Raw genomic sequence first — 25642 nt, forward strand, 5'->3', positions numbered from 1 at the left:
GGGCATTCGCCGATCGTCGCAATCCCGGGCGATCGACGCGGCACGACGGCCGTCCTCGTACCCGGTCCGCGGGCGCTTCGCCGAGAAATTTTCGCTGGTCATCGCGTGTCGGGCGTGTCGTGCCGGACCCGCTGAGACGCACATGGCGCGCGGCATCACCCGACGGGGCGATCCGGCCGGTCGGCACAGACCAACGACGGTGTCCTGGATCTCTGACCTGCGGCTGGGCCGCCGGTATCACTACCCGGCCAGGTGGGCGACCGCGTCGCGCATGCGTGCGGCGGCGGCGGCCAGATCGGCCACCTCGGGACCCGCGCGCAGGACCTCGCGCGAGACCGCGGGCAGCAACTGGCCGGGGTGGGCGCCGCCGAGACCGGCCAGCGCCTCCGGACGGCCGCCCTGGGCGCCGACGCCGGGCACCAGAACGGGCCCGTTGAGGGCGCTCACATCGGGTGGATCACTCAGCGTGGCGCCGACCACGACGCCGACGCTGCCGTACCGCTCGCCGGTGTTGACCTCCGCGGCGGCGTCGACGATGGTCTGCGCGACGGTGCGCTCCCCCGCCCGCGCCCGCTGCACGCCCGCCCCCTCCGGATTGGAGGTGGCCGCCAGCACGAACACGCCGCGGTCGTGATCGGCGGCGGTGTCCAGCAGCGGCCGCAGCGACCCGAACCCGAGGTAGGGCGACGCGGTCACCGCGTCGGCCGCCAACGGCGAGTCACCCGCCCACGCCTGGGCGTAGGCGGCCATCGTGGAACCGATGTCGCCCCGCTTGGCGTCGGCGAGCACCAGCACCCCGGCGTCACGCAGCGCGCCGATCGTGCGTTCGAGCACGGCGAACCCGGCCGCACCGTAGGCCTCGAAGAACGCCACCTGCGGCTTGACCACGGCGGCAGCGCCGAACGCGGCGACGCAGATGTCGCTGAAGCGAGCCAATCCGTCGGCGTCGACGGCCAGACCCCACGCCTGCAGAAGTTCGGGGTGCGGATCGATGCCCAGGCACAGTGGGCCGCGCTCGGCCATCGCACCGGCGAGGCGCTCACCGAACCCGCTCACCGTCAGGACCCCAGGGCGCTGTGCAGCTCCTGCAGTGACATCACCCCGATGTCGCCGCGGATGCCCGCCTCGATGCCCTGCACCGCGGCGGAGGCGCCCTGCACCGTCGTCACGCAGGGAATGTTCATCGACACCGCCGCGGACCGGATCTCATAGCCGTCGATGCGCGGCCCGGAGTTGCCGTACGGGGTGTTGATCACCATGTCGATCTCGCCGGCCTTGATGGCGTCCACCGCCGAGGGAAGCGGGTTGGTTTCGCTCGGTTCCTCGAAGTGCTTGCGCACCTCGTCGCACGGAATCCCGTTGCGCCGCAACATCTCGGCAGTGCCTTCGGTGGCCATCACCCGGAACCCCAGATCGGCCAGGCGTTTGACCGGGAAGACCAGCGAGCGCTTGTCACGGTTGGCCACCGACACGAACACCGTGCCCTGCGTCGGCAGGGACCCGTAGGCCGCGGTCTGGCTCTTGGCGAACGCGCTGCCGAAGTCGTGATCGATGCCCATGACCTCGCCGGTCGACTTCATCTCCGGGCCCAGCAGCGAGTCGATCTGGCTGCCGTCGGATTTGCGGAACCGGTGGAACGGCAGCACGGCTTCCTTGACCGCGACCGGGGCGTTGCGGGGTGTGGTCGCCCCGTCCCCGGTGCGCGCCAGCAGTCCTTCGTCGCGCAGCTGCGCGATGGTGGCGCCGAGCATCACCCGGGCACACGCCTTGGCCAGCGGGACCGCGGTGGCCTTGGAGACGAACGGCACGGTCCGGCTCGCCCGGGGATTGGCCTCCAGCACGTAGAGCACGTCGTCCTTGAGCGCGTACTGCACATTGAGCAGGCCGACCACCCCCACACCGAACGCGATCGCCTCGGTGGCGCGCCGCACCGCCTCGATGTCACTGCGGCCCAGCGTGACGGGCGGCAGCGCACAGGCCGAGTCACCGGAATGGATGCCGGCCTCCTCGATGTGCTCCATGATTCCGCCGATGTAGACCTCGGTGCCGTCGCACAACGCGTCGACGTCGATCTCGATCGCGTCCTCGAGGAACCGGTCGACCAGCACCGGATGTTCGGGCGACAACTCGGTGGCGCGCTGGATGTAGCCTTCGAGGCTTTCCTCGTCGTAGACGATCTCCATGCCGCGCCCGCCCAACACGTAGGACGGCCGCACCAGCACCGGGTAGCCGATGTCGGCGGCGATGCGACGGGCCTGGTCGAAGCTGATCGCGGTGCCGAAGCGCGGCGCGGGCAGGCCGGCGTTGGTGAGCACCTCGCCGAAGCGGCCGCGGTCCTCGGCGAGATCGATCGCCTCGGGCAGGGTGCCCACGATCGGCACACCGGCCTTCTCCAGCCGCTCGGCCAGCCCGAGCGGCGTCTGCCCGCCGAGCTGGACGATGACACCGACGACGCCGGGTCCGCCGCGACCCGAGGACTGCTCGGCGAAGAAGACCTCGAGCACGTCCTCGAAGGTCAACGGCTCGAAGTACAGCCGGTCGGCGGTGTCGTAGTCCGTCGACACCGTTTCCGGGTTGCAGTTGACCATGATCGTCTCGAAGCCCGCGGCGCTCAGCGTGGTCGCGGCGTGCACACAGCTGTAGTCGAACTCGATGCCCTGGCCGATGCGGTTGGGTCCGGACCCCAGGATGAGCACCTTGGGCCGTTCGGCCTGGGGCGCGACCTCCGTCTCGGCCGCTGGATCCAGCTCGTAGCTGCTGTAGTGATACGGCGTCTTGGCCTCGAACTCCGCGGCGCAGGTGTCGACGGTCTTGAACACCGGGTGGATGCCGAGGCGCCGGCGCAGCGCCCGCACACCCGCCTCGCCGGCCAGTTCGGGTCGCACCGCGGCGATCTGGCGATCGGACAGGCCGCTGTACTTGCTGTAACGCAGCAGCTCCTCGGTGAGCACCGGGGCGTCGATCAGCTCGGCGCGCAACTCCACCAACCCGGATATCTGCTCGACGAACCACGGGTCGACCCCGGAGGCGCGCGCCACCTCGTCCACCCCGGCCCCCAGCCGCAGCGCGTATTCGATGTCGTAGAGCCGTCCGTCGGTCGGGGTCCGCAGCCGCGCCAGCACCTCGCTGACGTCGAGGTCGGGATCGGGGCCGGTCCAGAACCCGGTGCGGCTGGTCTCCAGAGAGCGCATCACCTTGCCCAGCGCCTCGACGAAGTTGCGGCCCAGCGACATCGCCTCGCCGACCGACTTCATCGCGGTGGTCAGCGTGGTGTCGGCGCCGGGGAACTTCTCGAACGCGAACCTCGGCGCCTTGACCACGACGTAGTCCAGGGTGGGCTCGAAACAGGCCGGGGTTTCCTTGGTGATGTCGTTGACGATCTCGTCGAGCGTGTAGCCGATGGCCAGCTTCGCGGCGATCTTGGCGATCGGAAACCCGGTGGCCTTGGAGGCCAGCGCGCTGGAGCGCGACACCCGCGGGTTCATCTCGATGACGATGAGCCGGCCGTCTGCTGGGTTGACGGCGAACTGGATGTTGCAGCCACCGGTGTCCACTCCGACCTCGCGCAAGATGTCGATGCCCAGCGTGCGCATGGTCTGGTATTCACGGTCGGTCAACGTCATCGCCGGTGCCACGGTCACCGAATCACCGGTGTGCACGCCCATCGGGTCGACGTTCTCGATCGAGCACACCACCACGACGTTGTCGTGACCGTCGCGCATCAGCTCGAGTTCGTATTCCTTCCAGCCGTAGATCGATTCCTCGATCAGCACGTTCGCCGACGGCGACGCGGTGAGGCCGTCACCGGCCATCCGCTCGATGTCCTCGGCCGAATACGCCATGCCCGAACCGAGGCCGCCCATCGTGAAACTCGGCCGCACCACCACGGGCAGACCGAGGTCGGCGACCGTCTCGTGCACCTCGTCCATCGTGTAACAGACACGGCTGCGGGCGGATTCACCGCCCACCTTGGCGACGATGTCCTTGAACTTCTGCCGGTCCTCACCTCGCTGGATCGCCTCGAAGTCCGCGCCGATCAGCTCGACACCGTACTTGTCCAGGACACCGTTCTCGTAGAGCTTGACCGCGGTGTTCAGCGCGGTCTGACCGCCGAGGGTGGCCAGCAGCGCGTCGATCTTGTTGCCGCGCTCGGCCTGCTGGGCGATCACCCGCTCCACGAAGTCGGCGGTGATCGGCTCGACGTAGGTGTGGTCGGCGAACTCCGGATCGGTCATGATCGTCGCCGGGTTGGAGTTCACCAAGCTGACCTGCAGGCCCTCGGCCCGCAGCACGCGACAGGCCTGGGTGCCGGAGTAGTCGAACTCGCAGGCCTGCCCGATGATGATCGGCCCGGAGCCGATCACCAGGACATGGTTGAGGTCTGTGCGACGCGGCATTTACTTCCCCTCTCCGCGAGCGCGCGTATCGGTACCCGACACGCCGCGCGAATCTGTGCAGGACCGCACGCTCGCGGTCACGTGTTGTCCGCCATGAGGTCGACGAACTGGTCGAACAGGTACGCCGCGTCACGCGGTCCGGCGGCCGCCTCAGGGTGGTACTGCACCGAGAACGCCTTGCCGTCGAGAAGCCGAACCCCTTCGACGGTGCCGTCGTTGGCGCAGGTGTGGCTGATCTCGGCACGGCCGAACGGGGTGTCGAACTGCTCCCCCGCCTCACCTTCGAGGGCGAATCCGTGGTTCTGCGCGGTGATGGCCACCCGCCCGGTGGCGTGATCGATCACCGGGATGTTGATGCCGCGGTGCCCGAACACCATCTTGTAGGTGTCGCGGCCCAGCGCGCGGCCCAGGATCTGGTTGCCGAAACAGATACCGAACAGCGGGATCCCGGCACCGAGCACGTCGCGCGTCACGCCGACCACGTGATCGGCGGTGGCCGGGTCGCCCGGCCCGTTGGACAGGAAGACACCGTCGGGCTTCAGGTCGGCGATCTCGGCGAACGACGCCGAGGACGGCAGCACCCGGCAGCGCACTCCGCGGGCGGCGAAGTTACGGGGCGTGTTGGTCTTGATGCCGAGATCCAGCGCTACCACCGTGAACCGTTCGCCACCCTCCGGCTCGACGACGTAGGCGTCGTCGGTGCTGACTTCGCCCGCCAGGTCGGCTCCCAGCATCGGCTCCTGATGGCGGACCCGGTCGACCAGCTCGTCGACGGGCGCCTCGGCTGCCGCGCCGCTGAACACACCGGCTTTCATCGAGCCGCGGCTGCGCAGATGCCGCACGACGGCGCGGGTGTCGATGCCGGAGACGCCGACGACGCCCTGGCGGTCCAGTTCGTCGTCGAGTGTGCCGGTGGCCCGCCAGTTCGAGGCCCGCGGCGACGGATCGCGCACGGCGTAGCCGGCCACCCAGATCTTGTCACCGCGGCTCTCGCTGTCCTCGAGATTCCATCCGGTGTTGCCGATCTGGGGCGCGGTCGCGATCACGATCTGGCGGTGATAGCTCGGGTCGGTCAGCGTCTCCTGATAGCCCGACATGCCGGTGGAGAACACCGCCTCGCCGAGGGTCTGCCCGACGGCCCCGAACGGACGGCCGGTGAACACGCGGCCGTCCTCGAGCACGAGCAGCGCTTTCTGTCCGGTCATGAAACCTCCTCCGGAATCCATTTCGAATAGTCGCCACGGTTGTCGGCGCGGAACCCGGTGTCGATCTCCGTGCCCGACGGCAGCCGCCAGCGGATCGCGAGAATGCCCTCGTGCGACTGTGTCTTGCCCCCGTTCGCTTTCCTCTTACCTCCGGGGATCACCTTCCCCGCCAGGTTGCGCTCGGTGCGGATGTCGGCGATCGCGTCGTCGGGAATCCAGATGGGCCCGGCACCGCTGCGCTGCAACATGATTCCCTCGGGGTAGCGGGTCAGCACCGCCTTGGCGCGAAAGCCCAGATCCGCGGCGGCGACCCGGTCGTTCCAGTGCGGCACCAACGTGCTGCCGACGTAGAGACCCTTGGTGGGCGCGACCAGCGCCGGACCCACGGTGTCGGGTAGCGGCGGCAGAGCGCCGATGATCTGGGCCTGCCGCTCGGCCCGGTGCCGCCAGCCCCGCATCATGGCCTGGATCAGCACCGCGATCAGGATCGCCACCACGGCAGCCATCACCAGCGTGGTCACCAGCGTCCCGGTGTTCACGCGCCGACCTTTCCGTCCCGGGCGGTCACCGTGCCCCGCAACAACGTCGCGGTCACCGTCGCCGGAAGCTCCATCGCCTCGTAGGGCGTGTTGTCCGAGCGGCTGGCCAACGCGGGGCCGTGCACCGTCCACGTCGCCGACGGGTCGATCACCGTGAGGTTCGCCGGTTCCCCGACCTCCAGCGGCCTGCCCTGGTCGGGCAGACCGACGATTCGGGCCGGCGCCTCGCTCATCACCCTGGCCACGTCCCGCCAGGTCAGTAGCCCCGGGTTCACCATCGTCTCGGCGACGACCGAGAGCGCGGTCTGCAAACCGAGCATGCCGGGTCGGGCGTTGGCGAACTCGCAGCACTTCTCGTGCGTCCCGTGCGGGGCGTGGTCGGTGGCCACGCAATCGATCACGCCGTCGGCGAGGGCCTGGCGTAACGCGACGGCGTCACTGGCTTCCCGCAGCGGTGGGTTGACCCGGTTGACACCGTCGTAGGTGTTCAACCGGGAATCGTCGAGCAGCAGGTGGTGCGGGGTGACCTCGGCGGTGATGGAGATTCCCTGCGACCTGGCCCATCGGAGCAGTTCCACCGTGCCTGCGGTCGACGCATGGCAGATGTGCACGCGCGCGCCGGCATCGCGGGCCAGCAACGCATCCCGCGCGACGATCGACTCCTCGGCCGCCCGCGGCCAGCCCGCCAACCCCAGGCGCGCCGCGTTGGGTCCCTCATGGGCGACGGCGCCGACGGTCAGCCGGGGCTCTTCGGCGTGCTGGGCGATGAGCACGCCGAGCCCGGACGCGTATTCCAGCGCGCGGCGCATCACCAGCGGGTCCTCGACGCACAGGCCGTCGTCGGAGAACATCCGCACCCTGCCGACACCGGCGGCCATGAGCCCCATCTCGGTGAGCTGCTTGCCCTTGAGTCCGATCGTCACGGCGCCCACGGGGTGCACGTCGACCAGCCCGACCTGTTGACCGCGGCTCCACACGTGGTCGGTGACCACCGCCGAGTCGGCGACCGGATCGGTGTTGGCCATGGCGAACACCGCGGTGAACCCGCCGAGAGCAGCTGCCGCCGAGCCGGTTTCGATGTCCTCGGCGTATTCGCGACCGGGCTCACGCAGGTGGGTGTGCAGATCCACGAAGCCGGGCAGCAGCACCTGCCCCCGCGCGTCGATGATGTCGGCGTCGGCGGGCACGTCCAGTCCGGCACCGATCGCGGCGATCTGTCCGTCGTCGACGGCGACGTCGACCTCGTCGCCCTCGCCGTAGAGCCGAACGCCTCTCAGCAGAATCGTCATGCGCTGATCGCCCCTTCTTCAGCTCCGACCAGCAGGTGGAACAGCACCGCCATCCGGACGTGCACGCCGTTGGAAACCTGTTGCAGGACCGCCGATTGCGGCGAGTCGGCCACCGAATAGGCGATCTCCATGCCGCGCAGCATCGGTCCGGGGTGCAGCACCACGGCGTGGTCGGCCAGCATGGTGTGGCGCTTGTCCGACAGGCCGTAACGCACGGAATACTCCCGCGAGGAGGGGAAGAAGCCCCCGTTCATCCGTTCGGCCTGCACCCGCAGCATCAACACCGCGTCGGCCAGCGGCAGTTCCGCGTCGATGTCGTGGGACACCGTGACCGGCCAGCCGCCGACGCCGACGGGGAGCAGCGTGGGTGGGGCGACCAGCACCACTTCCGCGCCGAGCGTGTGCAGCAGCGCCACGTTGGAGCGGGCCACGCGGCTGTGCAGCACGTCGCCGACGATCACCACCCGCTTGCCCTCGATGCCGCCGAGCCGCTGCCGGATGGTCAGTGCGTCCAGCAGCGCCTGGGTGGGGTGCTCGTGGGTGCCGTCACCGGCGTTGATCACACTCGGGCCACCGTGCTCGTCGCGCGTCCACTCGGCCAGTTGCTGCGCCGCGCCCGAGGCGGGGTGACGCACGATCAGCGCGTCGGCGCCGGCCGCCCGCAGCGTCAGCGCGGTGTCGCGCAACGACTCCCCTTTGGCGACAGAGGATCCCGAAGCGCTGACGTTGATGACGTCGGCACTCATCCACTTGCCCGCGACCTCGAACGACACCCGGGTCCGGGTGGAGTTCTCGTAGAACATCGTGATGATGGTGCGCCCCCGCAGGGTGGGCAGCTTCTTGACCTCGCGGCCGATCAGCGCTTCGCGGAACCGGTCGGCGTTGTCGAGGATCGCGATGGCGTCGTCGCGGCTGAGGTCGGCCGCGGCCAGCAGGTGTTTCACCTCGGGGGACCTCCGTACGGTGCGATGTGGACGCCGTCGTAGCCGTCGTCTTCGGTCAATCGGACCTTGACGTTCTCGCTGCGTGACGTCGGCACGTTCTTGCCGACGTAGTCGGCCCGGATCGGTAGCTCCCGATGACCGCGGTCGACGAGCACCGCCAGTTGGACCGTGCGGGGACGCCCGATGTCGCGCAGCGCATCCAGCGCGGAACGGACCGAGCGGCCCGAGTACAACACGTCGTCGACGAGCACGACCAGCGCGCCGTCGATGCCGCCCTCGGGAATGGAGGTGGCAGCGAGCGCGCGAGGCGGCTTGCTCATCAGGTCGTCGCGGTAGAGCGTGATGTCCAACGCGCCGTGGGCGACGTCGGTACCGCTGAATTCGGCGATGTTGCGGGCCAATCGGGTGGCCAGAGTGACGCCACGGGTGGGGATGCCCAACAGGATGACGCGGGGGCCGTCGGGTCCGTCGACTGCCGTCTTCTCGATGATCTGGTGCGCGATGCGAGCGATCGTGCGACTGACGTCCGCTGCGGACATCAACTCCCGGTCAGTGGCAGCCACGTGCGACCCGGACCTCCTTCTCCGCCTCACCGGACGGCCGTTAAAGGATGCTCGGAAACTGCCGGGAGCTTAGCACCAATTTTGACACCGCCCCGTACCGGTAGCCTCTGGCGGGTGAACCTCGACCGCAACAAGGCATCCATCAACGAAGCCATCGACGCGGGACTGCTGGCCGGAGCGGTCACCCTGGTCTGGCAGGGCGGGCGGGTGCTGCAGGTCAACGAACTCGGCCACCGCGACGTCGACGCCCGGCTGCCGATGCAGCGAGACACGATGTTTCGCATCGCGTCGATGACCAAGCCGGTCACGATCGCGGCTGCCATGTCCCTCGTCGAGGAAGGCAAGCTCACCCTGACCGACCGGGTGGCCACGTGGCTACCCGAACTGGCCGACATGCGGGTGCTGGCTGAACCGCGCGGGCCTCTGGACCGCACGGTGCCCGCGCAGCGTCACATCACCGTGGAGGATCTGATGACCCACCGCAGTGGGCTCGCCTACATGTTTTCGGTGCTGGGACCGCTCGCCGACGCCTACCGCAAGCTGCCGACTCGTCAGGACCAGGACCGGTGGCTGGCCGAACTCGCGGAGCTGCCGCTCGCCCATCAGCCCGGTGAGCGGCTGACCTACAGCCACGCCACCGATGTGCTCGGCATCGCGATGTCGCGCCTGGAGGGCAAGCCCCTGAGTGAGATCCTCACCGAGCGGGTTCTCGGCCCCCTGGGTATGACGGACACCGGTTTCAGCGTGGGGAGCACCGGCCGGCGGCGGGCCGCGACCATGTATCAACTCGACGCGGACACGACGTTGCGTCACGACGTGATGGGGCCGGCACCGATCACGGACCCCCCGTTCTGCATGGGCGGAGCCGGGCTGTGGTCGACCGTCGACGACTATCTCAGGTTCGCGCGGATGTTGTTGGCCGGCGGCAGCGTCGACGGGGTGCGGGTGCTCTCGGAGCAGTCGGTGGCGTCGATGCGGACGGATCGGCTGACCGACGAGCAGAAGCGACAGGACTTCCTCGGGGCACCGTTCTGGATCGGGCGCGGTTTCGGGTTGAATCTGTCCGTGGTCACCGACCCGGCCAAGTCACGTCAGCTCTTCGGCCCCGGCGGGCTCGGCAGCTTCTCGTGGCCGGGCGCCTACGGCACGTGGTGGCAGGCCGATCCCTCCGCGGACGCCATCCTGATCTACCTGATCCAGAACATGCCGAATCTCACCGTCGATGCCGCGGCGGCCGTCGCCGGCAACACGTCGCTGGCCAAGCTGCAGACCGCACAGCCCAAGTTCGTGCGACGAACCTACGAAGCCCTGGAGTTGTAGCGACGTACCTTGTCGGTGGCGGGGTGTAGCGTCGGTCTCGTGTTCGAAAGTGTGTTCGATATCGATGCGGTCGCGTCGGAGGCTGAGCTGCGCGCCTTGGTGGAGCGCTGCGAGCACCTGAAATCCGCGGCGGCCGCCGCGCAGGCCCGCGCGACCGCGTTGTGGGCGGCCAAACGCGAGGCGGCCGAGAAGGCGGCCGGGATCCCGGCCGCGCGGCGGGGGCAGGGCCTGGCCAGCGAGGTCGCCCTGGCGCGCCGCGATGCCCCGGTATGCGGGGCCCGTCACCTCGGGTTCGCGCGGGCCCTGGCCCACGAGATGCCCCACACCCTGGCCGCGCTGCAGGCCGGGGCGCTCTCGGAGTGGCGGGCCACCCTGATCGTGCGCGAGTCGGCCTGTTTGAGTGTCGAGCACCGCGCTGAGTTGGACGCCGAGTTGTGCGCCGACCTGACCCGGCTGACCGGGTGGGGAAATCAGCGTGTGGCCGCCGAAGCCGCGACGATCGCCGCCCGGTTGGATGCCGCCGCGGTCGTGGGGCGGGCCCGCAAGGCTCCGGCGGATCGGGCGGTGTGGACCCGCCCGGCCCCTGATGCGATGGTCTATGTCACCGCGCTGCTGCCCGTGGCCCAGGGCGTCGGGGTGTATGCCGCGTTGAAACGCCAGGCCGACGTGACCTGTGATGGGCGTTCGCGCGGGCAGGTGATGGCCGACACCCTCTACGAACGCATCACCGGCGACTCCGCGGCCGCGCCGGTGTCGGTGGCGCTGAACCTGGTCATGGCCGATACCACCCTGTTCGGTACCGACACCAGCCCCGCCTGGGTGCAGGGCTACGGGCCGATACCCGCGGCGGTGGCCCGTCATCTGCTCGCCGACGCCGCGACCGCCGCCCAAACCGACGCGCAAGCCACCCTGCGGCGCCTGTATCGCCACCCCACCTCCGGACAGCTGGTCGCGATGGAATCACGGGCCCGGTTCTTCCCACCCGGGCTGGCCCGGTTCATCGACGTGCGCGACCGCACCTGCCGCACCCCGTACTGCGACGCCCCGATCCGCCACCACGACCACGCCACCCCCGACCGCGCCGGGGCCCACCAGCGCGCGCAACGGCCTGGGCACCTGTGAAACCTGCAACTACGCCAAAAACGCCCCCGGCTGGACCGTCACCACCACCGATGACGACGGCACCCACCGCGCCACCTACACCACCCCCACCGGCGCGACCTACCACTCCCTGGCCCCACCAACCCCCGGAACCCCCGTCACCCGCCGCAGCATCATCGAAGACGGCCTGAGCATCGACCTCATCACCTTCAACGCCGCATAGCCTCGTGCTGAGCGCGGTGGTCAGCCCACCGTGGCGTCGAGCCAGTCCAACGTGACCGCGTTCGACAGGGTCAGATTCCCGAGTTGGCAGTGTGTATCGGCGCCTTCGGCGCCGGTGAACATCCGCCTCGTCACCGGACCGGATGCCTGGTCGGCGAATACCTCGTACTGCCGCAGAGGCTCGCCTCCCTCCCCCGATCCCACCAACGCCAAAGCGGGACACGCGATCAAGGCGGGGTCGACGGTGAACTGTCGCAGATACTCGAAGGTGCCGAGGAATGTCGTCTGGCCGAATCGCCGGATCAGCGACCGCGACATCTCCTTGATGGTCGGGGGCATCTCCTCATCGGGGATCTCGTCGATGTCGTCGAGACTGAAATCCTCCTCGGGGGTGAACACCTCAGCGGGGTCCCCACCCATCCCGGCGACAAACGACACCATGTAGGCACGCAGATCGATCACCGGCGAATTGGCCACCAGCGCACGCACCCGGGTGTCGTGCGCGGCAGCTCTCGTCGCGAAGTAACCACCGAAACTGATGCCCAGCAGGGCCAGTCGGTCCGGGTCGACGCCGGGACGTTCGATGATCTGGTCGAGCCACGCCGAGACCCAGGACTCGGTGTCGGGCACGAAATGCGTCGCGGGCTCGGTGCGGGCAGTGTCCATCTGGCCGGGGCCACAGATCTGCAGCACCCGCCAGCCGCGCTGCAGTGCCGACAACCCGATCTGAAAGTAGGTTTCCTCGAGGGTGCCGTCGAACCCGCTCGTGGCGACCAGCGTCGGTCCCGCTGGTGCGGCACCCGGCGGGACGAACCAGTATCCCGGCAGGCGTTGGCCACGCCAGGACAGCCACATCTCCTCCACCCCCACCGGCCCCAGTGCGGCCAGGAATGCGGCCCGGCTCGCGAGACCCAGCTCGACATGGCGATCGTCGCCGAAGGGCGAAAAGTATTCGGCTGCACGGAAACTGTTCGAGGCGTGCAGATAACGTTCCCGGGCGCTGAGGTGATGGCCGTCTGCCGCCCGCTGATCGGCATCAGCGCGTTGCCGCTCGGCGAGCGCCGCGAACTCCTCGGACCACGCCTGCGGTCCGGCTTCTCGAATCCGTGCCGCCACCGCCAGCGTTTCACCGATCGAGGCGCCGCCATAGCAGGCGGACCCCAGCTGGCGCAGGAGTTGGAAATCGAGCTCAGGATCGTCGAAGCCGGTGACACGCGTACTGCTGCGAACGGTGGTATCGGTCACGCGATCTCCTCCCGCGGAAACTATTCGCCGGTGCCCCGCACCGCCTGGGCGGCCGCCCGAATCTGAGGTGTCACCAGCATCACCTGGCCCAGCACGCCGTTGATGAAGCCGGGTGACTCATCGGTCGAGAGTTGTTTGGCCAGTTCGACCGCCTCGTCGACCGCGACGGGCTCGGGCACATCCACGCCGTGCAGCAGCTCCCACACCGCCACGCGCAGAATGGCGCGGTCGACGGCGGGCAGCCGGTCCAGCGTCCACCCCTGCAGGTGCGTCGCGATGAGGTCGTCGATGTGGGCGGCATGCTCGGTCACGCCCCGTGCGACGGTCACCGTGTAGGGATTCAACAGCGCCACGTCGGCCTGATGGTGGGACAGCGCATTACGGGCGTCGGCCACTTCGGCCGCGGTGATGCCGCGGGCTTCGGCCTCGAACAGCAGATCGACGGCCCGCTTACGGGCCTGGTGCCGCCCGCGATCACCCCTGCGGTCAGCCATCCCGTCGCTCCGCTACGCTCCGCTCGCCCAGGACAACGACCCCGTCGCTCCGCTGCGCTCCGCTCGCCCAGGTGTCAGGCATTGACCCTTCCCAGGTAGCTGCCGTCGCGCGAATCCACTTTCAGCTTGTCACCGGTGTTGATGAACAACGGAACCTGGATCTCGGCACCGGTCTCGACGGTCGCCGGCTTGGTTCCCGCGCTGGACCGGTCACCCTGCAGCCCCGGCTCGGTGTGGGTGACCTCCAGCTCGACCGTCACCGGCAGTTCCAGGTACAGGGGCGCACCGTCGTGGAACGCGATCTGCACCGGCATGCTCTCCAGCAGGAAGTCGGCCAGCCGGCCGACGAGTGAATCCGGCAACGGATGCTGCTCGAAATCCTCGGAATCCATGAACACGAAGTCCGAGCCGTCCCGGTAGAGGAAGGTGGCATCGCGGCGGTCCACGGTTGCGGTCTCGACCTTCACCCCCGCGTTGTACGTCTTGTCGACGACCTTGCCGGACAGCACGTTCTTCAGCTTGGTCCGCACGAAGGCCGGGCCCTTGCCGGGCTTGACGTGCTGGAACTCGACGATCTGCCACAGTTGGCCGTCGATCTGCAGGACGAGCCCGTTCTTGAAGTCGGCGGTCGTTGCCACGGTGGGTTGTACTCCTAGCTTCTAGAGGACGACCAGGTCCTTGGAAAACCTGGTGAGTAGTTCGGGGCTGTCTCCGGTGACCGCCAGCGTGTCCTCGATGCGGACTCCACCACGGTCGGGTAGGTAGACACCGGGCTCGACGGTCACCGCGGAGCCAGCAAGCAGTGTACCGGCGGCCGCCCCGTTGATTCCCGGCGCTTCGTGGATCTGCAGACCCACGCCGTGACCGAGGCCGTGGCCGAAGTTCTCGGCGTATCCCGCCTCGACGATGACCTGGCGCGATGCGGCGTCGACATCCTTGAGCGCCACCCCCGGGGCCAGAGCTTCCCGGCCGGCGCGCTGAGCGGTGGCGACCAACTCGTAGATGTCGCGCTGCCAGTCGGCGATCGGCGACAACACGAACGTGCGGGTCATGTCCGAGTGGTAGCCGGCGACCAGAGCACCGAAGTCGATCTTGACGAAGTCACCGGCAGCCAGCACAGAATCGGTGGGCCGGTGATGGGGAACGGCGGAATTCGCTCCCGACGCGACGATCGTCTCGAACGACGCGCCGTCGGCACCGTGCACCAGCATCAGCGCCTCGAGGTCGTTGCGGACCTCCTTCTCGCTGCGGCCCGGACGCAACCCGCCTTTTTGCACCAGGTCCGTCAGCGCGGCATCGGCGGCCTCACAGGCCAGCCGCAGCAACGCCAGCTCGCCGGAATCCTTCACCTCGCGCAGCCCTTCGACGGTGCCGGCCGCCCGGAGCAGTTCGCAGCGCTCCCCTGCCTCGCGCGTGAACGTGGCGAACGCGTCGACGGTCACCACGTGGCTTTCGAAGCCGAGTCGGCGCACTCCCATGGCAGCGGCCCGCCCGACCAGATGCGGGTTGCAGGCACGCTCGATCACCACCTCGGCGTCAGGTGCCTGATGCGCGGCCTGGGTGCGGTAGCGGCCGTCGGTGGCCAGCACCGGCGTTTCGTGTTCGGCGAGCACCAGCAGGGCCGCGTTGGAGCCGGTGAATCCGGACAGATAACGCACGTTGATCAGGTCCGATACCAGCATGGCATCAAGTTCGGCGTCCACCAGACGTTGCCGTAACCGGTCACGGCGCTGGGAAATCGTCACAGCGCACGACGCTACTCGCTAAGGTGAGGCCCCATGAGCAAGTGGCTGCTGCGCGGACTGATGTTCGCCGCCCTGATGGTGATCGTCCGGTTACTCCAGGGAGCGATGATCAACGTGTGGGAGACCCGGGCGACGATGATCAGCGCGATCCTGGTCGCCGCGTACGCGGTTGTCGCCCTGCTGTGGGGTTACGTCGACGGCCGCTCGGACGCCAAGAAGAACCCCGACCCGGAACGCCGGGCCGACCTGGCGATGACGTGGCTGTTGGCCGGTCTGTTCGCCGGTGTGGTCAGCGGCGCGGTGGCCTGGTTCATCGGGCTGTTCTACAACAACCTCTACGTCGAGGGCCTGCTCAACGAGCTGACCACCTTCGCGGCGTTCACCGCGCTGCTGGTCTTCCTCAGCGCGATCGTCGGGGTGGGCCTGGGTCACTGGCTCGTCGACCGCAAGGCGCCGCCGATGGAACGTCGCCGCGAGGACGACGACCGGGCCGACACCGATGTGTTCGCCGCGGTGCGCGATGACCGCGACGACAACCACACCACCGCGCAGAGTGGCGCGGAGGCCGAGCCGCACACCTCCCCGATCGCGGTGGCCGAGGACGATCAGACCAGGCGCGACAACTGAGCTGACCAGCTACCCGCGAGCCACCTCGGCATACGCCGCCGCCAGCAGCGACGGGTCCGGCCCCTCCAGCCGGCCGGGTTTGGCCAACCCGTCGAGCACCACGAAGCGCAGCACCCCGGCCCGGGTCTTCTTGTCCCCGAGCATCGCCTCGAGCAGCTGCGGCAGCGCGTCGGCGTCGTAGGTCACCGGCAGCCCCAACGCCTCCAGGATCGATCGGTGCCGCTGGGCGGTCTCGTTGTCGAGTCTGCCGGCCAGTCTGCCCAGTTCGGCAGCGAACACCAGCCCTACCGCCACGGCGGCGCCGTGGCGCCACTGGTAGCGCTCACGACGCTCGATGGCGTGGGCCAGCGTGTGCCCGTAGTTGAGGATCTCCCGGAGCTGCGACTCCTTCTCGTCCGCGGCGACCACGTCGGCCTTCACCGCGACGGCACGCCGGATCAGCTCCGGCAGCACCGGGCCGGTCGGGTCGAGGGCCGCATCGGGATCGGCCTCGATCATGTCCAGGATCACCGGGTCGGCGATGAACCCGGCCTTCACGACCTCGGCCATGCCGGCGATGATCTCGTTGCGCGGCAGCGTCTCCAGCGTGGCCAGGTCGATCAGCACGGCAGCCGGCTGATGGAATGCCCCCACGAGGTTCTTGCCCGCGTCGGTGTTGATACCGGTCTTGCCGCCCACCGCGGCGTCGACCATGCCCAGCAGCGTGGTCGGGATGTGCACGATGTCGACGCCGCGCAGCCACGTCGCAGCGGCGAATCCGGCCACGTCGGTCGCGGCTCCGCCGCCGAGGCTGACCACGGCGTCCTTGCGGCCCAGTCCGATGCGGCCGAGTACCTCCCAGATGAAACCGACCACGGGCAGCTCCTTGCCCGCTTCGGCGTCGGGGATCTCGATGCGGTGCGCGTCGATGCCCCTCTCGGCGAGGTGGGCACGGATCGCCTCGGCGGTCTGCGCGAGGACGGGCTGGTGCAGGATCGCCACTTTGTGCCGGCCCTCCAGGATGCGGGCCAGGTCGCCGAGCAGACCGGTACCGATGATCACCGGGTAAGGCGGGTCGGTGCGGACGTCCACCGTCACCGGTTCCGTCACGGGCTGTCCTTTCGTGAGCAGGAGGAGGAGCCGCGGCCCTTCTTGGCGGCCACCGCGGCCGGACTGGGCGGCGCTTCGGTGGACGGGGCGGCGGTCAGCGACCACGGAGCGCGGCGCCACGCCGGGCGCCGACGGCGCCGGTCCGGCCGCGACGCGGAATTCTCCAGGCGGTTCACGATGTGACGCACGACGGCACCGGGATTGCGATGGTTGGTGTTCACCCGCATCGTGGCCACCTGCCGATACAACGGAACCCGTTGGCTCATCAGTGCTTTGAACTTCTCCCCGCGGTCGCCGCCGGCCAGCAAGGGGCGCACCGTCGAGCCACCGGTGCGGCGCACCCCCTCCGCCGCGTTGATCTCGAGGTAGACCACCGTGTGACCGGCCAGCGCTTCGCGGACCCCCGGGGTGGTGACGGCCCCGCCGCCGAGCGACAGGATCCCGTCGTGGTTGGCCAGCGCATCGCGGATCACGCATTCCTCGATGCGGCGAAACTCCGCCTCACCGTCGGTGCCGAAGATGTCGGCGATCGTGCGGCCGGTGGCTTTCTCGATGGCGGCGTCGGTGTCGAGCATCTCCAGACCAAGCGTCTTGGCCAAGCGCCGCCCGATCGTGGACTTGCCCGAACCGGGCAGGCCGACCAGCACGGCTTTCGGAGCCATCAGCCCGAGGCCCGCGCCGCATCGGCGCCGGCAGGCTCACGGGCGGCCACGGAGCGCAGGTAGCTGTCGATGTTGGCCCGGGTCTCGCTGAGCGAGTCACCACCGAACTTCTCCAGCGCGGCGCGTGCCAGCACCAGGGCAACCATCGTCTCGACGACGACGCCGGCGGCGGGCACCGCACAGACGTCGGAACGTTGATGGATCGCGACGGCCTCCTCGCCGGTGGACATGTCCACCGTCGCCAAGGCGCGTGGCACCGTCGAGATGGGCTTCATCGCGGCGCGCACCCGCACCGGTTGGCCGTTGGTCATGCCGCCCTCGAGACCGCCGGCGCGGTTGGTCGAGCGGGTGACGCCGTCGGAGCCGGGATAGATCTCGTCGTGGGCGACGCTGCCTCGCCGGCGCGCCGTCTCGAATCCGTCGCCGATCTCGACACCTTTGATGGCCTGGATGCCCATGACCGCTCCGGCCAGCTGACTGTCGAGGCGGTTGTCGCCACTGGTGAAAGAACCCAGTCCGACCGGGAGTCCGTGCGCGACGACCTCGACCACACCGCCGAGCGTGTCGCCGTCCCGCTTGGCGGCTTCGATCTCGGCGATCATTCGTTCCTCGGCGGCCTTGTCGAAGGCCCGCACCGGGCTGGCGTCAACCGCCGCGAGATCCGCGGCCCGCGGCGGTGGGCCGTCATAGGGGTCGGACGCGCCGATGGAGATGACGTGCGACACCACCTCGACCCCCAGCGCCTCACGCAGGAACGCCCGGGCAACGGTGCCGGCAGCCACCCGGGCGGCCGTCTCGCGGGCGCTCGCGCGCTCGAGAACCGGGCGGGCGTCGTCGAAGCCGTACTTCAGCATGCCCGCATAGTCGGCATGACCGGGGCGGGGGCGGGTCAGCGGCGCATTACGGGCCGCGCTGTCGGCCAGCAGCGTCGGATCCACCGGGTCAGGCGCCATCACCGACTCCCACTTCGGCCACTCGGTGTTGCCGATCTCGATCGCGATCGGGCCACCGAGGGTCACGCCGTGCCGGACACCGGCGAGCATCGTGACCTGGTCCTGTTCGAATTTCATCCGGGCACCACGGCCGTAGCCGAGTCGACGGCGGGCCAGCTGGTCCGCGATCTCGTCGGAGGTCACATGAACGCCGGCGACCATGCCTTCGACCATGGCCACCAACGCACGGCCGTGGGATTCGCCTGCAGTCGTCCATCGCAACACGTGTCCCATTTTCGCACGACGACCACACCGGACCCACGCGCGGATCAGAGCACGCGATACACCCGGTAGTCGACGCGATCCGGAAGAAGGGCGTTGTAGGCAACGGCGGTGACCCCGGTGAGCCATTCGTAGCGCTCGTCGGACGTCTCGAAGCGGGGGGTCGTCCGGACATAGGTCTGCGCGAACGGCAACGCCTCGCCGTCGGCGAGCCGTGCCAGGCCGTCGGACGGCACTGCGATGACGCCGCGCGCCTCGAGATGGATCAACACCCCGTCGTGGGTCGCGATGGTCGCGCGTACGTCGGCGCGGCCGATACCGTCCGCACCGAGGGTCACCCAGTCACCGCCCCCGGGCCGCAGCACACCGCGCAGCCGGGGACCATCGACCGCCCCGCCGGTGGTGACGAAAGTCATCCTGGTTCCGACCGGGGTCGGGATGAACTGAACGGGTTCCAGGTCGACCCGCATGTCGAACAGATGCTCGACCGGCAGGGCCGAGACGAGTGGCAGCCCGTCGGCCACGATCTGAGTATAGTCAGACATACTTAGATGATGCGCTCGGCCGCCGGAAGTGGCAAGTACCTCAGGGCAACACGAGCCAGAGCACCGCGGCTGCGCTCACGCACATCGAAACACCGTGGGGCACTGTCGCGTCCGAACGTGTCGCGAGCAGCACCGCCGCCCAGCCCATGGTCAGTGCCGCAGCCAAGAGCGCGGCGAGCGCCCACACGTCGGGACCGAGGGCTCCGGTCGACGCACCCACCCCGATGGCCAGCTTGACGTCTCCGGCGCCCATCGCAGCCGGCGCAATCAGATGCACGGCGGCGTACGCCGCGAACAGTGCGGCAGCCCCGAGCGTCGCACCCCTCCCGTAGCCGGCGATCGCCGCGCCGGCGAGGACGATCGCGGCACCGGGAAGGGTGAGCACGTTGGGCAGTCGCCGCTGCCGGATGTCGAACGCGCTCAACGTGATCAGCCACGCAGACAGGGCGAGGGCAACCAGCACTCCCCCGGTCGACCCCATCCGCTCAGGCTAAGTCACACGCCGGGCGGTGCGACGCACCTTTTCCCGGCCGAGCACCGGTCCAGCTCGACGTCCCCCGCCGGCCGCCGGTCCAGCTCGACGACCCCCGCCGGCCGCCGGTCAGTCCGGCGTCCCCGCCGGCCACCGGTCAGTCCGGCGCGCGTAAGGCCGCCCGCATGGCATCGCGGGGGGCCACACACCCGGTGAACTGCTCGACCTGACTGAAGGCCTGGTTCAGCAGCATCTCCAGCCCGCTGACCACCCCACCTCCCCGCGCCGCCACCTCAGCCGCGAGCGGGGTGGGCCACGGGTCGTAGATCGCGTCGAGAAGCCACGGCGTCGCCGACAGGATCGGCGCGTAAGGCGCCACAGCGTCCGCGGGCACCGTGTTCACCACAACATCGACGCCGGCCACCTCGTCGGCCAGACGTGCGCCGGTGACATCGCAGAACCGCGCCTCCACGCCGCATCGGCGCGCCAGGTCCACCAACGGCGCGGCCTTCTCCGCGTTGCGGGCGGTCACGGTGATCCGTCGGGCGCCGAGCTCGAGAAGGCCGACCACCACCGCCGGGGCCGTTCCGCCGGAGCCGACCACCATGCACCGCTCAGCGGTCCGCACGCCGGCCAGCGCGCCACGCACCCCGTCGACGTCGGTGTTGTCGGCACGCCACCCACCCGAGAAGCGGACCAGCGTGTTGGCCGATCCCACCAGCTGGGCCCGCTCGGTGGCCTCGCTGGCGAACCGCAACGCCGCGAACTTGCCCGGCATGGTCACCGACACCCCGACCCACTCCGGGCCGAACCCGCCCACCACGGCAGGCAGCTGCTCACCCGTGCACTCGATGCGGTCATATGTCCAGTCGTCGAGGCCCAGCGCCCGGTAGGCCGCCAGGTGCAACTGCGGGGACCGCGAGTGGGCGATCGGAGAACCGAGCACCGCGGCCCGCCGGGCGCCGCCGGGGCCGCTCATCGGTGCGGTCGGCTCGTCATCGACAGCTGCTCGCGCGGCGGCGTGGTGGGGCGCAGCGGCTCATCGCGCCGAATCGAGCACACCGTTTCGCCTCGCCAGCTCGATGTTGGCCAGGTGCTGCTCGTACTCGCGGGTGAACAGCGTGGTGCCCTGCATGTCGATCGTCACGAAGTACAGCCAGTCTCCCGGCGCGGGCGCCTCGGCGGCAGCCAGTGCCGGCAGGCCCGGCGAACAGATCGGGGTGGCCGGCAGGCCGGGGCGCAGGTAGGTGTTCCACGGCGTCTCCTGCGAGCGGTCCCCGTCGGTAGTGGCCACCTCGATGCGGTCCAGCGCGTAGTTCACCGTGGAATCGAACTCCAACGTGCGCTGCTCCGCCAGCCGGTTGTAGATCACCCTGGCCACCTTGGCGAAGTCCTCCGGGGTGGACTCGCGCTGAACCAGCGAGGCGACGGTCAGCACCTGGTAAGGGGTCATGTTGAGCGACGTCGCCGTGTTGAGCAGGCCGTTCTGCTCGTACACCTCGCTGCCGGCGGCGATCAGCGCGCCGAGCATGTCCCGTGGCTGAGCCGACGGGTCGACGTTCCACGTGCCCGGGGCGATGAGGCCCTCCAGTCGGCGGTGGTCGGGGCCCATCGCCAGCACGGGTGCTACCGCCCACTGGGGCACCGCGAGCGCCTCGGGCGGCAGCGCGGCAGCGGCGTTGCGCAGGTCGTCGACCGACACGCAGCGACGTTCGCCATCGAGATCCACACACGACGCATCGGAGATCAGTGTCAGGATTCCGTCGGTCACGGCGTTCGTCTTGACGTCGCGCACGTCGTCGAGTTGGCGGCCTTCCGGGATCACCAGCCTGCCCACCCGGTTCGCGGGATCGGCGAGGCGCTCGACCGCATCGGCGGCCGGGATCTCGGTGCGGACCTTGTAGAAGCCGGGCTGGATTGCCGAGATGGCGGAGTTGCCGTCGGCGGCCGTGACGAACGCCGACACCGTCGCGACCACGTTGCTGTCGCGCAGAGTCTGGGCGATCACCGTCGTGGAGTCGCCTTCGTGAACCTGGATGACGACGTCGTTGACGCCGTCACCGGCGTAGTCGTCGGCCGAGCCGCCGAACAGAGAGTGCCAGAGCTGCGAACCCAGGAACACCGCACCGATAGCGACCACGATCAGCACGCCCACCGCGAGCACCGCGGCGGTCCGGCGCCTGCGCCGGTAGCGGGCGGCCCGGGCACGCTCTCGGCGGGTCATCCGGTTTCGCGGCGGTCCCACCGCCAGCGGTTCGGCGCGGTCGCTGGCCCAATCGTCAGTCATCGGTGACCTCTCCGTGCGCGGCTGCTGCCGCTCGCCTCTGGTCCAGCCAGTTCTGCAGAATCCCCACTGCCGCCGCCTGATCGATCACCGAGCGCTGACCGCGGGCGCGGACCCCAGCTTCACGCAATGATCGTTGCGCAGTCAACGTGGTGAACCGTTCGTCGGCCATCCACACCGGCACCGGCGCGATGCGGCCGGACAGCTCATCGGCCACCTCGATCGCGTCCCGGGCCGAGGAGCCCGCTCGATCGGCCAGCGTGCGGGGCAGCCCGACGATGACCTCGACGACCTGATATTCGTCGACGAGCGCGGCCAGCCGGCGCAGATGCGCCCCCGAACGCCGATCCCGCCGCACCGTCTCCACCGGGGTGGCCAGGACCGCGCCCGGATCGCTGACCGCGACACCGATGCGGACGGTGCCGACGTCGACGCCGAGGCGGCGCCCCGGTCCAGGGTCAGGGCAGTGCGGATCACCCGGCCGGTCAGGCACCCGGTCAGGGTCGTTCGTCGCGGCCACCCCTGCTAGCCCCGGCCGATCTCCGCGCGTACCGCCGCCAATGCTGCGTCGATACCCGCCGCCCCCTTACCGGATCCCTGCGCCAGATCTGCTTTCCCCCCACCGCGGCCGTTGACCGCGACCCCGAGCTGTTTGACCAGATCGTCGGCCCGCAACCCGAGGTCCTGGGCGGCCGGATTCACCGCCACCACGTACGGCACCGCGTCGTTGTCGCCCTCGGCGATGAGCGCGACGACCGCCGGCCCGCTACCGAGCTTGCCGCGGATGTCGCCCACCAACGACCTCAGGTCACCGCCGGACATGCCACCGGCCATGCGCTGGGCCACGACACGGACCTCACCGATCTGCTCGGCACCCGCTGCCGCGTTGCCCGCCGCAGCGCGCGCGTTCGCCATCCGCAGCCGGTCGAGTTCCTTCTCGGCGGCGCGCAGCCGCTCGACGAGCGTGGCGACCCGGCCGGGCACCTCCTCGGAGGGCACCTTCAGCGACGAAGCCAACCCGGCCATCAGCGCGCGCTCCTTGGCCAGATGGCGGAAGGAATCCATCCCCACGTACGCCTCGACCCGGCGCACGCCCGAACCCACCGACGATTCGCCGAGGATGGTCACGGGCCCGATCTGCGCCGAGCTGCCCACGTGGGTACCGCCGCAGAGCTCCAGCGAGAAGGGTCCGCCGATCTCGACGACCCGCACCTCGTCGGGGTAAGCCTCGCCGAAGAGCGCCATCGCGCCCATCGCCTTGGCTCGCTCGAGTTCGGTGGTGAAGCTGTGCACCTCGAAATCGGCCTCGACCGCCTCGTTGGTGACCTGCTCGATGTCCGTGCGCTGGTCCTCGGTCAGCGCGCCCTGCCAGTTGAAGTCGAAGCGCAGATAGCCTGGGCGGTTGAGCGAGCCGGCCTGAACTGCGTTGGGACCCAACACCTGACGCAGCGCGGCGTGCACCATGTGGGTGCCCGAGTGGCCTTGGGTGGCGCCGTGGCGCCAGCGCGGATCGACGGCGGCGACGATGGTGTCCCCCTCGACGAACTCGCCGGATTCCACCACGACGCGGTGCGCCCACAATGTCTTGGCGATCTTCTGCACGTCGGTCACCGCGGCCTTGGCGGTCCCGGAGGAACCGGTGCCTGAAATGGCCCCCTCGTCGGCGATCTGGCCGCCGGACTCGGCGTAGAACGGACTGCGGTCGATCACCAGCTCCACCCGCTCGCCGGCGCCGTCGCGGCCCGTATGAGCCACCACCGGCACCCGCTTGCCATCCACGAAGATGCCGAGAATCGTTGCCTCGGTGGTCAATTCGTCGAACCCGGTGAACTCGGTGGGGGCGGTGTCGACGAGTTCGCGGTACGCCGACAGGTCGGTGTGGGCCTGTTTGCGGGCCGCGGCGTCGGCCTTGGCGCGGCGGCGCTGCTCAGCCATCAGGCTGCGGAAGCCCTCCTCGTCGACGCTCAGGTCGGCCTCGGCCGCCATCTCGAGGGTCAGTTCGATCGGGAAGCCGTAGGTGTCGTGCAACGTGAAGGCGTCACTGCCGGAGAGCTTGTCCGCCCCGGAGGCCTTCGTGCTGCGGGCCGCCTCGTCGAACAGTCGCGAACCGGAGGCCAGAGTGCGGTTGAACGCGGTTTCCTCCGCGACGGCGATGCGCTGGATCCGGTCGAAGTCGCTGACGAGTTCCGGATACGACGGGCCCATCGCGTCGCGCACGGTGACCATCAGGTCTGCCATGACGGGCTGATCGACACCGAGCAGTTTGGCCGCCCGGATGATGCGCCGCAGCAGGCGACGCAACACGTATCCGCGGCCCTCGTTGCCGGGGCTGACGCCGTCGCCGATGATGATCGCCGCGGTACGGGTGTGGTCGGCGATGATCCGGTAGCGGACGTCGTCCTCGTGATTTCCCTGGCCGTACCCGCGCGGGGCGATACCTGCCACCAGATCGATGACGGGGCGCAGCAGGTCGGTTTCGTAGACGTTGTCCACACCCTGCAGCAGGCAGGCCACCCGCTCGACCCCCATGCCGGTGTCGATGTTCTGCCGGGGCAGCGGGCCGAGGATCTCGAAGTCGGTCTTCGACGTGCCCTCCCCGCGCTCGTTCTGCATGAACACGAGGTTCCAGATCTCGATGTAGCGGTCCTCGTTGGCCTCCGGACCACCCTCGACGCCGTAGTCGGGGCCCCGGTCGTAATAGATCTCCGACGACGGACCGCACGGGCCGGGAATGCCCATCGACCAGTAGTTGTCGGCCATCCCGCGGCGCTGGATCCGCTCGGCGGGCAGACCGGCGATGTCGCGCCACAGCTGCGCGGCCTCGTCGTCGTCGAGATACACGGTGGCCCACAACCGCTCGGGGTCGAATCCGTAGCCACCCTGCTCGACCGGGTTCGTCAGCAGCGTCCACGCCAGTTCGATCGCCCCGGCCTTGAAGTAGTCGCCGAACGAGAAGTTACCGGCCATCTGGAAGAACGTGTTGTGCCGCGTGGTGATGCCGACCTCGTCGATGTCCGGGGTCCGGATGCACTTCTGCACGCTGGTGGCCCGGGCCCACGGCGGGGTGCGCTGACCGAGGAAGTACGGCACGAACTGGACCATGCCGGCGTTGACGAACAGCAGGTTGGGATCGTCGAGGATCACCGAAGCACTGGGCACCTCGGTGTGGCCCGCCTGCACGAAATGATCGAGGAAACGCTTCCTGATCTCGTGTGTCTGCACGTCCTGCCGTCCTCTAATCCTCAAGTCACCTGCGATTACTCGACCGCACCACAGTACCGGTCGCCCTCGTCAGCCCGGCAGGAAGCTCAACCGCACGTGGCGCTGGGCGTTGTCCCTGTTCAGATCGACCAACACGATGCTCTGCCAGGTTCCCAGCAACGGTTCCCCGTCGCTGACCGGAACCGTCACCGACGGGGACACCAGGCCGGGCAGGACATGATCCGCGCCGTGGCCGGGCGACCCGTGGGCGTGGCGGTAGCGATCGTCGCGGGGCAGCAGCCGCTCCAGCGTGTCGACCAGGTCGTCGTCGGAACCGGCACCGGTTTCGATGATGGCCACCCCCGCCGTGGCGTGCGGCACGAACACGTTGCAGAGTCCATCGGAACCATGTGAGGCGCAGAAGTCGCGCACCGGTGACGTCAGGTCGACGATCCGTCGACGCGACGTGTCGACGTCGAGCATT

General features: G+C 69.4%; 22 protein-coding genes and 2 pseudogenes. 3 read left to right on the top strand and 21 right to left on the bottom strand.

The genetic code is table 11. The features are described from left to right. Positions 1-240: 240 nt before the first annotated feature. From pyrF to pyrR, 7 genes are all read right to left on the bottom strand, one after another. Positions 241-1056, bottom strand: coding sequence for an orotidine-5'-phosphate decarboxylase (pyrF, locus tag ACEWX3_RS16520; RefSeq protein ID WP_221357020.1), 816 nt, complete (start codon positions 1054-1056; stop codon positions 241-243). Between the two features lie 2 nt (positions 1057-1058). After that, positions 1059-4397: a carbamoyl-phosphate synthase large subunit gene (carB, locus tag ACEWX3_RS16525; RefSeq protein ID WP_207069397.1), complete on the bottom strand. Its 3339-nt coding sequence runs from the start codon at positions 4395-4397 to the stop codon at positions 1059-1061. A gap of 77 nt (positions 4398-4474) precedes the next feature. Then, on the bottom strand, positions 4475-5602 hold the full coding sequence (gene carA, locus ACEWX3_RS16530; protein ID WP_207069398.1) for a glutamine-hydrolyzing carbamoyl-phosphate synthase small subunit: 1128 nt from the start codon (positions 5600-5602) through the stop codon (positions 4475-4477). After that, positions 5599-6141, bottom strand: coding sequence for a transporter (locus ACEWX3_RS16535; RefSeq protein WP_221357024.1), 543 nt, complete (start codon positions 6139-6141; stop codon positions 5599-5601). The genes carA and ACEWX3_RS16535 overlap by 4 nt, the downstream gene beginning before the upstream one ends. Next, positions 6138-7430, bottom strand: a complete 1293-nt coding sequence (locus ACEWX3_RS16540; RefSeq protein ID WP_221357026.1) for a dihydroorotase — start codon at positions 7428-7430, stop codon at positions 6138-6140. The genes ACEWX3_RS16535 and ACEWX3_RS16540 overlap by 4 nt, the downstream gene beginning before the upstream one ends. Further along, on the bottom strand, positions 7427-8374 hold the full coding sequence (locus tag ACEWX3_RS16545; RefSeq protein WP_374157107.1) for an aspartate carbamoyltransferase catalytic subunit: 948 nt from the start codon (positions 8372-8374) through the stop codon (positions 7427-7429). Before ACEWX3_RS16545 ends, ACEWX3_RS16540 begins: the two co-directional genes overlap by 4 nt. After that, on the bottom strand, positions 8371-8937 hold the full coding sequence (gene pyrR / locus ACEWX3_RS16550) for a bifunctional pyr operon transcriptional regulator/uracil phosphoribosyltransferase PyrR (RefSeq protein WP_374157108.1): 567 nt from the start codon (positions 8935-8937) through the stop codon (positions 8371-8373). Before pyrR ends, ACEWX3_RS16545 begins: the two co-directional genes overlap by 4 nt. A gap of 114 nt (positions 8938-9051) precedes the next feature. Here pyrR and ACEWX3_RS16555 point away from each other — a divergent pair, with 114 nt between their 5' ends. Further along, positions 9052-10257, top strand: coding sequence for a serine hydrolase domain-containing protein (locus ACEWX3_RS16555; protein ID WP_374157109.1), 1206 nt, complete (start codon positions 9052-9054; stop codon positions 10255-10257). 39 nt (positions 10258-10296) lie between these two features. After that, positions 10297-11581 (top strand): annotated as a pseudogene (locus ACEWX3_RS16560) (DUF222 domain-containing protein). 20 nt (positions 11582-11601) lie between these two features. Here ACEWX3_RS16560 and ACEWX3_RS16565 read toward each other — a convergent pair. The 4 genes from ACEWX3_RS16565 to ACEWX3_RS16580 all read right to left on the bottom strand — a co-directional run bounded on the left by ACEWX3_RS16565 (position 11602) and on the right by ACEWX3_RS16580 (position 15064). Beyond that, positions 11602-12825 carry an alpha/beta hydrolase family protein gene (locus ACEWX3_RS16565; RefSeq protein ID WP_374157110.1) on the bottom strand — a complete coding sequence of 408 codons (1224 nt, stop codon included), beginning with the start codon at positions 12823-12825 and terminating at the stop codon, positions 11602-11604. Positions 12826-12845: 20 nt separating this feature from the next. Further along, positions 12846-13319 carry a transcription antitermination factor NusB gene (nusB, locus tag ACEWX3_RS16570; RefSeq protein ID WP_152516996.1) on the bottom strand — a complete coding sequence of 158 codons (474 nt, stop codon included), beginning with the start codon at positions 13317-13319 and terminating at the stop codon, positions 12846-12848. Positions 13320-13393: 74 nt separating this feature from the next. Beyond that, on the bottom strand, positions 13394-13957 hold the full coding sequence (gene efp / locus ACEWX3_RS16575; RefSeq protein ID WP_152516995.1) for an elongation factor P: 564 nt from the start codon (positions 13955-13957) through the stop codon (positions 13394-13396). A gap of 21 nt (positions 13958-13978) precedes the next feature. Then, positions 13979-15064, bottom strand: coding sequence for an aminopeptidase P family protein (locus ACEWX3_RS16580; RefSeq protein ID WP_374157111.1), 1086 nt, complete (start codon positions 15062-15064; stop codon positions 13979-13981). Positions 15065-15097: 33 nt separating this feature from the next. On the opposite strand from ACEWX3_RS16580, the gene ACEWX3_RS16585 reads away from it, so the two are divergent. Then, a complete protein-coding gene (locus tag ACEWX3_RS16585; RefSeq protein WP_207066443.1) occupies positions 15098-15691 on the top strand; it encodes a B-4DMT family transporter in 594 nt (197 codons plus the stop codon). A 9-nt stretch (positions 15692-15700) separates the two neighbouring features. Here the strand turns inward: ACEWX3_RS16585 and aroB are convergent, their stop codons facing one another. The 10 genes and pseudogenes from aroB to ACEWX3_RS16635 all read right to left on the bottom strand — a co-directional run bounded on the left by aroB (position 15701) and on the right by ACEWX3_RS16635 (position 25641). Continuing rightward, positions 15701-16780 (bottom strand): 3-dehydroquinate synthase, encoded by a 1080-nt coding sequence (aroB, locus tag ACEWX3_RS16590; RefSeq protein ID WP_374157112.1) that lies wholly within the window; start codon positions 16778-16780, stop codon positions 15701-15703. Between the two features lie 161 nt (positions 16781-16941). Further along, a pseudogene (locus ACEWX3_RS16595) lies at positions 16942-17442 on the bottom strand (shikimate kinase); the annotation flags it as partial. Beyond that, positions 17442-18659, bottom strand: a complete 1218-nt coding sequence (aroC, locus tag ACEWX3_RS16600) for a chorismate synthase (protein WP_207066446.1) — start codon at positions 18657-18659, stop codon at positions 17442-17444. The gene aroC and the pseudogene ACEWX3_RS16595, both read right to left, overlap by 1 nt. Before the next feature lie 44 nt (positions 18660-18703). Next, positions 18704-19201 carry a DUF3237 domain-containing protein gene (locus ACEWX3_RS16605; RefSeq protein ID WP_374157113.1) on the bottom strand — a complete coding sequence of 166 codons (498 nt, stop codon included), beginning with the start codon at positions 19199-19201 and terminating at the stop codon, positions 18704-18706. 40 nt (positions 19202-19241) lie between these two features. Continuing rightward, positions 19242-19682: a prepilin peptidase gene (locus tag ACEWX3_RS16610; protein ID WP_374157114.1), complete on the bottom strand. Its 441-nt coding sequence runs from the start codon at positions 19680-19682 to the stop codon at positions 19242-19244. A 148-nt stretch (positions 19683-19830) separates the two neighbouring features. Next, entirely contained in the window at positions 19831-20652 is an 822-nt protein-coding gene (locus tag ACEWX3_RS16615) for a shikimate dehydrogenase (RefSeq protein ID WP_221357041.1), read from the bottom strand. Between the two features lie 60 nt (positions 20653-20712). After that, entirely contained in the window at positions 20713-21960 is a 1248-nt protein-coding gene (gene mltG, locus ACEWX3_RS16620; protein WP_374157115.1) for an endolytic transglycosylase MltG, read from the bottom strand. Then, positions 21953-22450, bottom strand: a complete 498-nt coding sequence (ruvX, locus tag ACEWX3_RS16625) for a Holliday junction resolvase RuvX (RefSeq protein WP_373889048.1) — start codon at positions 22448-22450, stop codon at positions 21953-21955. Before ruvX ends, mltG begins: the two co-directional genes overlap by 8 nt. 32 nt (positions 22451-22482) lie before the next feature. After that, a complete protein-coding gene (alaS, locus tag ACEWX3_RS16630; protein WP_374157116.1) occupies positions 22483-25179 on the bottom strand; it encodes an alanine--tRNA ligase in 2697 nt (898 codons plus the stop codon). Between the two features lie 69 nt (positions 25180-25248). Then, the gene (locus tag ACEWX3_RS16635) at positions 25249-25641 is read right to left on the bottom strand and encodes a secondary thiamine-phosphate synthase enzyme YjbQ (RefSeq protein ID WP_374159878.1); all 393 of its coding nucleotides are present in this window, start codon (positions 25639-25641) and stop codon (positions 25249-25251) included. Between the last annotated feature and the right edge of the window lies 1 nt (position 25642).

Source organism: Mycobacterium sp. G7A2 (genome assembly GCF_041902445.1).
Taxonomy (GTDB): Bacteria; Actinomycetota; Actinomycetes; order Mycobacteriales; family Mycobacteriaceae; genus Mycobacterium.

What these genes read in the sequence shown, in the direction of transcription:
- nusB (WP_152516996.1), bottom strand. Translation starts at nt 13,319, where the DNA reads ATGGCTGACCGCAGGGGTGATCGCGGGCGGCACCAGGCCCGTAAGCGG.
- ACEWX3_RS16540 (WP_221357026.1), bottom strand. Translation starts at nt 7,430, where the DNA reads ATGACGATTCTGCTGAGAGGCGTTCGGCTCTACGGCGAGGGCGACGAG.
- ACEWX3_RS16610 (WP_374157114.1), bottom strand. Translation starts at nt 19,682, where the DNA reads ATGGGGTCGACCGGGGGAGTGCTGGTTGCCCTCGCCCTGTCTGCGTGG.
- mltG (WP_374157115.1), bottom strand. Translation starts at nt 21,960, where the DNA reads ATGACTGACGATTGGGCCAGCGACCGCGCCGAACCGCTGGCGGTGGGA.
- ACEWX3_RS16635 (WP_374159878.1), bottom strand. Translation starts at nt 25,641, where the DNA reads ATGCTCGACGTCGACACGTCGCGTCGACGGATCGTCGACCTGACGTCA.
- ACEWX3_RS16615 (WP_221357041.1), bottom strand. Translation starts at nt 20,652, where the DNA reads ATGAGCGGCCCCGGCGGCGCCCGGCGGGCCGCGGTGCTCGGTTCTCCG.
- ACEWX3_RS16585 (WP_207066443.1), top strand. Translation starts at nt 15,098, where the DNA reads ATGAGCAAGTGGCTGCTGCGCGGACTGATGTTCGCCGCCCTGATGGTG.
- ACEWX3_RS16605 (WP_374157113.1), bottom strand. Translation starts at nt 19,201, where the DNA reads ATGTCTGACTATACTCAGATCGTGGCCGACGGGCTGCCACTCGTCTCG.
- carA (WP_207069398.1), bottom strand. Translation starts at nt 5,602, where the DNA reads ATGACCGGACAGAAAGCGCTGCTCGTGCTCGAGGACGGCCGCGTGTTC.
- carB (WP_207069397.1), bottom strand. Translation starts at nt 4,397, where the DNA reads ATGCCGCGTCGCACAGACCTCAACCATGTCCTGGTGATCGGCTCCGGG.